The sequence below is a fragment of the Rickettsia asembonensis genome, from assembly GCF_000828125.2.
GTDB lineage: Bacteria > Pseudomonadota > Alphaproteobacteria > Rickettsiales > Rickettsiaceae > Rickettsia > Rickettsia asembonensis.
The window spans coordinates 1-10,085 of the sequence record NZ_JWSW01000040.1; the positions used below are offsets into that span (position 1 = coordinate 1).

The window sequence follows — 10,085 nt, forward strand, 5'->3', positions numbered from 1 at the left end:
TTTGTATATTACTTTTATAATCACTAAAAGTATATTTTATACTACCGCTAATATCTATTAATAAAGTAATTTCATGATTATTATTAATATTTAGATATTCTAGGTCTTTAGAGGAAAGCATAATAGGAAATTTACCGTATTCCTGCCAGACAAAACCGTTAAATATCGGAAATAAATATTTTAATAAATACTGCTTATCAAGGATAAATCCGCCTTCTAAATTAGAAGCGATAATAGGCGTCAACTTTATAAGCTTGAACGGCTTGTATTGCTGCACCGTTATTTAGAGTAAAAGTTAAGCTATTATTTTCTTTATGAGAAATAATTTGGGATATTAATTTAGAAAATTCAGTAGGCGGATAGGTATAATCTGTAGCCGGTGTTGCTTCACCTGTTAAAATTTTTGATAATTTATTTTCATCACTTATAACGGCTTGTAATGTCTCAAGTTTGGATTCATCCATTTTATGTTTTATTGGATTTCCACAAGAGAGTTGAATCTCAGCAGTTAATAATTCTTTATTAAATTCAGCTTCTAATCTTATTGTTTCTAAAATTTTAGACAAACCATACTCTGTTATAAGATCACCGTCTACTAGCTTATAAAATAACTCTCCTATTTCTATATCTGAAGTATCCGCATTATATATAGTTCAGATTCTACTATATTATCCTTAAATAAAGCATGTATCACATTCTTCTTTAATTCATCAGGGGATGCTAATAATGTACGAAAATGTTCTAAGTCATTAGAAGTTGTTTTAAAAATAACTTTATTATCAGTTACCTTTGTAACTCCTACTTCTGCTCCTATAGCTTTTAAAAAAATTTCCCATTTTTTTCTCTGAAGTTAAGTGCTGTGTAGGCATAATTCCTCTCTATTTTATAAAATTAGAAAGATTATATTGCTATAATTTTTAATACAAGAATTTATTAAAAAAAATTAATGAATTTTTATATGATTATGTCTTTTTTTTAGGAATTTTATTATTTATTCAAAAATTTCTCTACCTCAAGAGCAGCCATACAGCCACTACCTGCAGCAGTTACTGCTTGTCTATAAATTTTATCCTGAACGTCACCGGCAGCAAAAACCCCTTCTACGCTAGTTTTAGTTGTACCTGACTTCGTGATGATATAATTATCGTCATCCATTGCAATTTGTCCGGTAAATAGCCCCGTATTCGGTGCATGCCCGATAGCTATAAATACACCGCTACAATTCACTAAACTAACCTCTTTGGTGTGGACATTTTTAATTTTAACTCCGGTAACGGATTTTGGTTTATTGCTACCTACAATCTCATCTACTACATGATCCCAAATTACCGATATTTTAGGGTTTTTAAATAATCGATCCTGTAATATTTTCTCAGCTCTAAAACTATCTCTTCTATGTATTATAGTAACTTTGCTAGCATGATTGGTTAAGTATAAAGCTTCTTCTACTGCACTATTTCCTCCCCCTACTACAACTATTTCTTGATTCTTAAAAAAGAAACCATCGCAAGTAGCACATGCCGAAACACCAAAACCACGAAATTCCTGCTCTGAAGCTATACCAAGCCATTTTGCTTCCGCACCGGTACAGATGATTATACTTTCTGCTTCATACTCATTCCCAGCTCCGGTAAATACTTTAAAAGGTCTTTTTGATAAATCTACTTTTTCCACGTAATCACTAATAATTTCTGTACCGACATTTTTAGCCTGCATAGACATTTGTTCCATAAGCCAAGGTCCTTGCACCGTTTCTGCAAATCCGGGATAATTCTCAACATCGGTGGTAATTGTAAGCTGCCCACCTGGCTGCATACCATTGATTAATATTGGTTTTAGAGCGGCTCTAGCCGTATAAATAGCGGCACTTAGACCCGCAGGACCTGAACCTATTATTAGTATTTTAGTAGTGATCTTCATAATTATTATTTGTTAGTTAATTTTAATGATTCCTATGTCATTCCTGCGAAAGCAGGAATCCAAATTTTTTGCTGTCATCTCGTGGTCAAGCCCGGCTTGTTGCATGGCTCGATTTTCCTCCTGTCATCCCGTGATTTATTCACGGGATCCAGCTAAAAATATCAATATTATTGATATTTTTAGTTGTTTTTCTGGATACCGTGGTCAAGCCACGGGATGACAGAGGTGAAATTAATCCACGCAGAAATGACATCAAGACTTCTTCTCTAACCAAGATTTAATATAGTTAATTTCTTCAGGATTCATTAGGGAAGGAGCATGACCGGCATATTTTATTTCATAAAGATCAAAAGTTTTTGTTTCTTTCATCTTTTTAACAGTAGATTTTGTTAAAATTTGAGATTTTATCCCATGAATTACTAATATTCTACATTTTATTTTATTCCATACGGACCATAGTTTAACATCTTCTTGGTTACTAGCATTTTTCATTCCTTTTGTTATAGCAGGATCATAATTCATTTTATATTTTCCGCCAAATGTAGAAATTACGCTATATTTTGTTAAATAATCCCAATCTTCTTCATCTTTAATACCTATTTGGGCATAAATAAGTTTTAAATGTTCTTTTGCACTAGCCAAATCATCTAAGAGTACCGTTTTTTTAGCATAACCTCCAATTTTAATTAAAGGAGCAGCATCAATAAATGCCCCTATATCATTTAATATTAAGGCTTTAAAAATATTTTTATATTTACTGGCAAGTACCATACCTATAATACCGCCCATTGAAGTACCGAGCCAAATAGGTTTTTCAATATTTAGTCTTTTAAAAAAGAATAACGTATCTTTAATATAGGTAGTATAATTATAATGATTAGCTTTTTTAAAATTTTCGCTATCACTGCGACCGGGATAATTTATTGAAATTACTCTATAATTTTTACTTAACTCTTTAGCTATTTTATCAAAATCATGAGCATTTCTAGTTAAGCCGTGAGCACATACTATTATATTTTTATTTTTAGGATCACCTAATTCTACATAAGAAATTTTATGTTTCGGTATATATTGAAGAGGTAATAAATTAATATAGGGACCAATTTTTATTGAATTAATTTTCATATGAACCTATTAATACCAATTTAGAATAAATTTTAAAAAAATCATTGTCATCATGTTATTAATTTAAGTCACTTAAAAATATACTGACCATTGTCGGCATATATATAACTACAAAAAGCAAAGATAAAAACACGGTAGCTGCAACTTTCTCAGGATAAAATTTCTGTAAATTAGCTATAACTATAGTATTTGCTGCGAGTGGTGCCGTAGAAAGTAGTTTTAGAGCATTATAGTAATCATTGTTATACCATTTTGTTACAAAATGATCAAACATGATAAATAACCCTACTCCCAAAGGATAGAATAAAAATTTAGCAGCAAACGTCGCTAGAGTAAATTTTATATCGATTTCAAATTTTTGTAGAGATGAAAGAGCAAGGCCCACCATCACCATACCGAGTATCGAAAAAGAGCCTTTCATATTATATATAAAATCATCTAAAAAATCCGGTAAAGTAAAACCGCAAAAACTAAATAAACATCCCAAGAAAAAAGCATTTAAAATCGGTAATTTTACTACTTTTAATATACTATCGGTGGTATTTGCAAAACTTCGCATACAAATATAAAAGCCGACTGAACATTCATAAATATTAACTCCTATAACAGCCATCATGTAAATACTTAATGTATAATCATCGAAAAGTGCTGCAGCTATAGGCAACATAAAATATCCGCCATTTGCCGTACCTGCAGACAAAGCTATAATATTACGGGTATGATCTTGCCAAAATTTACCAAAAAAATAATAAGAAAAAAGCGATAAGAGTGTTGCAATTACAAATGTTACGACCGTAACGCTTAATGCCGAAAGTGTTAAGGTTGTACTAGCAGGTATCGTAAAAAATACTATAGGTGATATAAAATAGAATAGTAAAGAAGAGATACTATCTCTTTCAACATTTGAATATTTACCTGCTAAGAATCCTATTACTACACTTAATAATACCGAAACGGTTTTAAAAAAAACTATACTAAAGATTATCATGTAATGAGCTAAAGATATAATTACTTATAATATATGAGGTTTTATTTTTTTCACTAAATTTTGTAAAGATTTTTATTTTATTAACTTTTAATTGAAATATAATAAATATTATGGTATTTAAGATTTGTTGTTTAATATTATATATTTATGCAAAATCTATTACCCTTATTAATTATATTTTTTTGTTTAAATACCTATTCTAATCCTATGTCGCTTGGTCTTGAATTAAATAAAACTACCAATATAGATTTAACAAAAAAATACAAAATCATCAATAAAGAACCTAATTATTGGCAAGGATATAATTATTATATAGAATCAAATGAAAAAACTATATCTAAAGCTTTAGTAATATGTAATGATTTTAATATAATAGAAGCCGTTATCTTAACTATAGATAAAAATAAGTTTGAAGAGTTTTATAACATTTTAAAAGATAAATATAGTTTAGAAGAAGAAAATGATAAAGTGGTTACTTTCAAGGATGGTGAATGTTTAATCATACTTGAATCTTCTGAATTAAATACCGAAATGGAACTTGTATATATAACAAACGGTTTTTATAAAGAATTTTTAAATAAGCTAGATAAAGAAGAAAAATTAGAGCAGGAACAGATGAAGAGATTGCTGTAGTACTGTCATTGTTGCATGGACCGGTTTTCCGTCATTGCGAGGAAGCATTGTTGCATGGGTCATTTTATGTCATTCCCGCGTAGGCGGGGGCTTGTTGCATGGCTCTTATGTCATTCCCGCGAAAGCGGGAATCCAGAAAAAAAGGTATAAATACAACAAATTTTTGAAATTAAAAGCTCGATTTATCTTGCTTTATGCTGGATTCCCGCCTACGCGGGAATGACATAGTTAGCCACTTCGGAAATTATAGGCATTCGTAAATTATATTTTTTTATCAAATCCAAAACTAATTTTAATGCTTCTCTTCCCTCTACTAACTCTTTATATTCCCGTAAAAAATTTTTTTTATCGCTACTAATTCCAAGCTCATAACCGAATTTTGTATTGCGTGAGCCTAAAGAATAGCAAGTAAGGACTAAATCGCCTATTACTCCCGCCTCTAATAATAGACTTGTTGCATAACTTGCTTCTAAGGGTAATTTGTGCGTCGAGCCTAGACTTGCATCCCCACGTACTAAAGTGTACACTGCGGTGCGAGGTGAAGTGTCTCCTACAAATTCATCCTTAATAGCTGCGTTATCCAATAAGTCTAATATATCTGCTCTCTCTTGCATACCACCTAAAGCTTTCGATAAAATAGCAATTTCTTTTAAGGCAGCTACTATAAGCGTTGCTCTTGCATTTTCGCCCTGCTCTTTTGCTAAATCAATCCCGCTTTTAATAGCAAAGATATTTTTCAACGCTCCTGCTACTTGTAAGGTCACAATATCGCTTGTCACATTAGTAGTAAAATTTTTTGAACCTAGATTATAAGCTATCTTATTTGCTATATCTATATCTAAACTTGCAATACTTGCCGAAGTCGGCAAATTTTTAGCTAGTTCTTTCGCTAGATTCAGACCTACAAAAAACGCTGTAGTGCTATGCGGTAATAGAGTTTTAACCTATCTGAAAATAATTCGGTAGGGTTACGAGCAAAGCCTTTTGTTGCGATTAGAATAGTATTGTCTTTAGAAATGCCGTGAGTTTTTAATAATTTTATTGAGTCATCAAAAGCGTAAGACGGCACTGCAATAATAATTAGTTCAAAATCCTTAATTACACTTAAGTTTGTGGTAGCCTGTAAATGAGCAGGTAATTTAATATCTCCTAAATATTTTATGTTAGTTTTTTTATGTAAAATTTCTTTTGCTATTTTCTCGTCACGTAAAAATAAAGTAACGTTATTACAGTTTTGTGCTGCTAAAGAAGCAAGACTAGTACCAAAACTCCCTCCTCCATAAACCGCAATATTTTTAAATTTATTCATGTTTTTATTTTGTGTTGATCAGAAAACATCATTGTGAGAAGAATTACATAGTAATTCGACGAAGCAATCCAGTAAAAAATGCTAATTTATAGCATTTTTTTATTATTTTTACTGGATTGCCACGTCGCTTCGCTCCTCGCAATGACGATTCTACTACTCTACAGCTTTCTCAAGATTTACTATTATGACAGGAGATTTATTAATTTCCTGTTTCAAGGTTTTACGGATTGTTCCTTTTATTGCTTCGATTACTTGTTCATCCGACAATGCTTTTTTAGCCTGTTTATTTTGAATGGTAACAAGTTCTTTAATGTTGTTTTTAATGAGGTTAACTAATGCCATATCCTCTTTCGGATCAAGCAACCCCGGCATAGACAGCATTGGGTTTGCAGCAAGCAGCCCTTTTTTATTAATTACTACTGATGCTACCACGATACCCGACTCACGCATATGTCTTCTAACTTTGAAAATCGGAGATTCTACAGGGAGTAAATAATTACCGTCTACAGCTAAATAGCCGTTTTCTACCTTTGAAATTACTTTCGCATTATTAGGTTCAAGCAACACTACGCTACCGTTTTCAACCTCTACTGCCTGTTTTATGCCGTTTTTCTTAGCAAGCTTAACATGTTCATGAATATGTACAGGCTCACCGTGAACAGGTATACAAATATTCGGTCTAATTAGAGAATACATTTTTTGTAGCTCGTCAATCGATGGGTGTCCTGAAACATGTACAAAATGATCACGTTCAGTAATAACTTCTACACCAGCTTTAACAAATATATTAAATAGCCTGAATATTTTCTTTTCATTACCCGGAATAATTTTTGAAGAAAAAATCATTGTATCCTTAGGAGCAAGCTTTATAGATTGGTGAGAATTACTAGCCAATTTTGCGGTTGCTGCCATAGGCTCGCCTTGACAACCGGTAGCAATTACTAATAATTCTTCTCTTCTAAATCTACTAACGTCACGTTCACTAATTAGAGGAGCAATATCTTTGAAATAGCCGCTTTCTTGAGCAGCAAGCATCATACGATGCAAACTTCTACCGGTTAAAACTACTTTTCTACCGGCCAGCCCTGCAGCATGAATTATTGTATCAAGCCGCGCTAAATTAGAAGCAAAGGTTGAAACTACTACCATTTGATGGCAGCCGGCTATGATATCTACTAAACTTTTTCTAACATCTCCCTCAGAACCTGAGCTTCCTTTATTAAATACGTTAGTTGAATCACAAACAAGCGCAAGAACCCCTTCATCTCCATAAGATTTTAGAAGCTCCTCATCAGCTTTTTTACCGAGTACCGGGTCATTATCAAATTTCCAATCTCCCGTATGTAAAATATTACCTGCATCCGTACGAATCATAACTGCTTGCATTTCAGGAGCCGAGTGAGTGAGCGACACCATTTCTAAAGAAAAAGGCTCTAGATTTATTTTACTACTCAGTTTTACTTCGTGAATTTTTATATTTTTAGAAAAATCATATTCATTTAAACGAATCTTTAAAAAATTTGCTGTGAAAGTAGTAGTATAAATATGACATTTAAGGCTATTCCATAAATATTGGACACCGCCTAAATGATCCTCGTGAGCATGAGTTAAAATCAGACCTACTATATCTTTTTTATATTTCTCTATAAAGCTACTATCGGCAATTATCATATCAACACCAGGTAAGTAGTCATCGGCAAAACCGCTACCACAATCAATCATTAACCATTTACCTTTATAATGGTAAAGATTAAGATTCATACCTATTTCATTAGATCCTCCTAGCGGTACAAATAGCAGATCATTTTTATGATTTTTGATGTTGAATGATGACATAATTTAACTTAATATTTATTTTATTACTTTATTCTTATAACTTATTATTAGTTAAGCGTCTATATATTAAAAAAGAAATTCATATAATGAATATAAATAAAATAGCATTGATTTATAACCAAAATTCTAAACATCTAGATATTATAGAGGAAATAAAAAAACTCTATAATTATTGTAAAATAGAGGAAGCAGAAGTAATTATCGTAATAGGCGGCGATGGAGAATTACTACATAATATTCACCGCTATATGAATCTTAATATCCCTTTTTATGGAGTTAATTTAGGAAGTCTCGGCTTTTTAATGAATCCTTTAGATACCAAGAATTTATTACAAAATATACATGAAAGTACAGTTTCTATTCTAAATCCTCTTCTTATACAAGCTGAAGATATAAGCGGTCAAATATATACCGCACTTGCTATTAACGAAGTATCGATATTTCGTAAAACTAATCAAGCTGCTAAATTTAGAATAGACGTAAACGGAATAGAGAGGATGAGCGAATTAGTAGCAGACGGAGCTTTAGTTGCAACGCCTGCCGGAAGTAGTGCTTACAATTTATCTGCCGGCGGTCCTATTTTACCGCTTGAATCAAATATGCTATGCCTAACCCCTATCTGCTCTTTTAGACCTCGTAGATGGCACGGTGCTTTACTACTTTCATCTGCTACAATTAAATTTGAAATACTTAATACAAATAAACGACCGGTAAATGCTACTGCCGACTTTCAGGAGTTTAATAATATCACGAATGTTACCGTTAAATCTACTAAGGATAAACCTATCAAACTGCTTTTTAATAAAAACCATACGCTGGAAGATAGAATTATTAAAGAGCAATTCGGTGGATAGGCATTGCTAACTAAAGAGAGATAATAATAAAAAGCTCGATGTCATCCCGGATTTATTCACGGGATCCAGTTAAAAATATCAATAATATTGATATTTTTAGTTATTTTTCTGGATACCGTGGACAAGCCACGGTATGACACACCTCTCTTTAGTTAGCAATGCTGGAGGATAATTATTAAAAAATATTAATAATTTTTTGACTAAGAATTAAATTAATGTATGATGCCTTGTTAAAAATAACTAGGCATTATATATGAAATCAAAAAAGTCTTCTATTAACTTTTCTGAAAATAACCATATTTTATGGTTACCGCTTGAAACTCGCAATATTACCTTAAATACAGCTATAGAATTATATTCAACAATAGTTAGAAGTTTTGACATAAAAAAAGATTATTTCAAAACTATTGAAGAAATAAAAAACTCAAAATTAGCTTCAGAATTTGCTAATTTAGCAATTAAGAGGATAAAAGAAATAAAAACCCCAAAAAAGCTATTGGAATGTGTATTAAAAAATTACAGTTACGAAAAACTTAAAAATCATGAGTTATTTAAAGATTATGAGATTAGTGAATATAATTCTTTAATTAATAAAAGTTCTAAAGTAGAAATATTTTTTGAATACAAACCTAGCTCTAATTCTTCTAACCCTATTGCTAAAATTATCAATAAATTTATCGCTAAGAAAAATATTTTTCGTTTAGCAGTAATAGAAAAGAATATTTCATTAATGGAAGAAGTAGCTACAGATATCTAAATTTTATTGCAGAAATTCTATTATTTGTAAAATCTGAATTTCAACCTGATATTATTAAACAATTAGCAAATATAGAAGATTTTGCTATTTTAAGCTCTTTTTCTGAAATATTGCTTACTACCAAAAAATATGATGAAATAATAAAATTACTTGAACCACGACTAGCAAAGCTAGTAAATAATGAGCAAAAACAGGAAAGTAAAGTCATCTATTTTTGCCGTTATAATCTATCGGCAGCCTATAATAATACAGGAAAATTGTCATTAGCCGAAGAGCAATTATTACGCATTTTAAAGGATCGACCAAACGATAGCGATTCAATTTATAGCTTATTTAATATTTATTTACTTAACGGAAGAGGAACAGAAGCAAAAAATTTAATAACAAATGCTCCCAAAGATATAAAAATTTTGACAGAAATGAGTTTTAATTTAGCTGAAATTGCTGAAACTAAATTAAATCTAATTAACCAAGAAAATTTATCTAAAGATAGTAAAGAACAGTTTCAATGTTTTCAATATATTGCCAAATACAATAAATATTCTGCCCCTGAGAAAATTTTGAATGAAGAAAACCTAAAGGATGAGTTAATCGAAATTAGCGACTCTATTGGTAGTTCTATATTACTATCTACAACAGCCTTATGGAAGTGTTGAGAGATAA

Annotated in this window: 12 protein-coding genes and 3 pseudogenes; 6 read left to right on the top strand and 9 right to left on the bottom strand. The window is 31.2% G+C overall.

Annotation, left to right across the window (positions count from 1 at the left end; translation table 11 throughout):
* The 3 genes and pseudogenes from SB78_RS04855 to trxB all read right to left on the bottom strand — a co-directional run.
* A pseudogene (locus SB78_RS04855) lies at positions 1–244 on the bottom strand (vWA domain-containing protein); the annotation flags it as partial.
* The gene (locus SB78_RS04860; RefSeq protein WP_052458496.1) at positions 222–566 is read right to left on the bottom strand and encodes a hypothetical protein; all 345 of its coding nucleotides are present in this window, start codon (positions 564–566) and stop codon (positions 222–224) included. The pseudogene SB78_RS04855 and the gene SB78_RS04860, both read right to left, overlap by 23 nt.
* A 421-nt stretch (positions 567–987) precedes the next feature.
* The gene (gene trxB, locus SB78_RS04865) at positions 988–1,920 is read right to left on the bottom strand and encodes a thioredoxin-disulfide reductase (protein WP_041078995.1); all 933 of its coding nucleotides are present in this window, start codon (positions 1,918–1,920) and stop codon (positions 988–990) included.
* A gap of 9 nt (positions 1,921–1,929) precedes the next feature.
* On the opposite strand from trxB, the gene SB78_RS10980 reads away from it, so the two are divergent.
* The gene (locus SB78_RS10980) at positions 1,930–2,076 is read left to right on the top strand and encodes a hypothetical protein (protein ID WP_241773755.1); all 147 of its coding nucleotides are present in this window, start codon (positions 1,930–1,932) and stop codon (positions 2,074–2,076) included.
* Here SB78_RS10980 and SB78_RS11970 read toward each other — a convergent pair.
* Genes SB78_RS11970 through SB78_RS04875 form a run of 3 tightly spaced genes read right to left on the bottom strand, consistent with a single transcriptional unit; the run spans position 2,060 to position 4,033 of the window.
* Positions 2,060–2,173, bottom strand: coding sequence for a proline/betaine transporter (locus SB78_RS11970; RefSeq protein WP_410524510.1), 114 nt, complete (start codon positions 2,171–2,173; stop codon positions 2,060–2,062). The genes SB78_RS10980 and SB78_RS11970 overlap by 17 nt on opposite strands.
* Positions 2,173–3,045, bottom strand: coding sequence for an alpha/beta fold hydrolase (locus SB78_RS04870; protein WP_041078996.1), 873 nt, complete (start codon positions 3,043–3,045; stop codon positions 2,173–2,175). The genes SB78_RS11970 and SB78_RS04870 overlap by 1 nt, the downstream gene beginning before the upstream one ends.
* Before the next feature lie 58 nt (positions 3,046–3,103).
* Positions 3,104–4,033, bottom strand: a complete 930-nt coding sequence (locus tag SB78_RS04875; RefSeq protein ID WP_041078997.1) for an AEC family transporter — start codon at positions 4,031–4,033, stop codon at positions 3,104–3,106.
* 147 nt (positions 4,034–4,180) lie between these two features.
* Between SB78_RS04875 and SB78_RS10180 the strand changes: the two genes are divergently transcribed.
* Together SB78_RS10180 and SB78_RS11530 are read left to right on the top strand one after the other, a co-directional pair.
* Positions 4,181–4,666, top strand: coding sequence for a hypothetical protein (locus SB78_RS10180; RefSeq protein WP_199402793.1), 486 nt, complete (start codon positions 4,181–4,183; stop codon positions 4,664–4,666).
* Positions 4,667–4,681: 15 nt separating this feature from the next.
* Positions 4,682–4,816, top strand: coding sequence for a hypothetical protein (locus SB78_RS11530; RefSeq protein ID WP_277813965.1), 135 nt, complete (start codon positions 4,682–4,684; stop codon positions 4,814–4,816).
* A 59-nt stretch (positions 4,817–4,875) separates the two neighbouring features.
* On the opposite strand, the pseudogene SB78_RS11975 reads toward SB78_RS11530, so the two are convergent.
* From SB78_RS11975 to SB78_RS04890, 3 genes and pseudogenes are all read right to left on the bottom strand, one after another.
* Positions 4,876–5,112, bottom strand: a pseudogene (locus SB78_RS11975) (NAD(P)H-dependent glycerol-3-phosphate dehydrogenase); the annotation flags it as partial.
* A gap of 147 nt (positions 5,113–5,259) precedes the next feature.
* Positions 5,260–5,975, bottom strand: a pseudogene (locus SB78_RS04885) (NAD(P)H-dependent glycerol-3-phosphate dehydrogenase); the annotation flags it as partial.
* A 153-nt stretch (positions 5,976–6,128) separates the two neighbouring features.
* Positions 6,129–7,811: a ribonuclease J gene (locus tag SB78_RS04890; protein ID WP_041078998.1), complete on the bottom strand. Its 1,683-nt coding sequence runs from the start codon at positions 7,809–7,811 to the stop codon at positions 6,129–6,131.
* Between the two features lie 86 nt (positions 7,812–7,897).
* Between SB78_RS04890 and SB78_RS04895 the strand changes: the two genes are divergently transcribed.
* From SB78_RS04895 to SB78_RS10995, 3 genes are all read left to right on the top strand, one after another.
* Complete coding sequence (locus SB78_RS04895) at positions 7,898–8,665, top strand: NAD kinase (protein ID WP_041079000.1); 768 nt, start codon at positions 7,898–7,900, stop codon at positions 8,663–8,665.
* A gap of 253 nt (positions 8,666–8,918) precedes the next feature.
* Positions 8,919–9,422: a hypothetical protein gene (locus SB78_RS10990; RefSeq protein WP_241773757.1), complete on the top strand. Its 504-nt coding sequence runs from the start codon at positions 8,919–8,921 to the stop codon at positions 9,420–9,422.
* Positions 9,423–9,532: 110 nt separating this feature from the next.
* Positions 9,533–10,078, top strand: a complete 546-nt coding sequence (locus SB78_RS10995; protein ID WP_041079002.1) for a tetratricopeptide repeat protein — start codon at positions 9,533–9,535, stop codon at positions 10,076–10,078.
* Positions 10,079–10,085: the final 7 nt, after the last annotated feature.

Bases quoted from the DNA above. Each gene is read 5' to 3' on its own strand.
- trxB (WP_041078995.1), bottom strand. From the start codon at position 1,920: ATGAAGATCACTACTAAAATACTAATAATAGGTTCAGGTCCTGCGGGT.
- SB78_RS11970 (WP_410524510.1), bottom strand. From the start codon at position 2,173: ATGTCATTTCTGCGTGGATTAATTTCACCTCTGTCATCCCGTGGCTTG.
- SB78_RS04870 (WP_041078996.1), bottom strand. From the start codon at position 3,045: ATGAAAATTAATTCAATAAAAATTGGTCCCTATATTAATTTATTACCT.
- SB78_RS04875 (WP_041078997.1), bottom strand. From the start codon at position 4,033: ATGATAATCTTTAGTATAGTTTTTTTTAAAACCGTTTCGGTATTATTA.
- SB78_RS10180 (WP_199402793.1), top strand. From the start codon at position 4,181: ATGCAAAATCTATTACCCTTATTAATTATATTTTTTTGTTTAAATACC.
- SB78_RS11530 (WP_277813965.1), top strand. From the start codon at position 4,682: ATGGACCGGTTTTCCGTCATTGCGAGGAAGCATTGTTGCATGGGTCAT.
- SB78_RS04890 (WP_041078998.1), bottom strand. From the start codon at position 7,811: ATGTCATCATTCAACATCAAAAATCATAAAAATGATCTGCTATTTGTA.
- SB78_RS04895 (WP_041079000.1), top strand. From the start codon at position 7,898: ATGAATATAAATAAAATAGCATTGATTTATAACCAAAATTCTAAACAT.
- SB78_RS10990 (WP_241773757.1), top strand. From the start codon at position 8,919: ATGAAATCAAAAAAGTCTTCTATTAACTTTTCTGAAAATAACCATATT.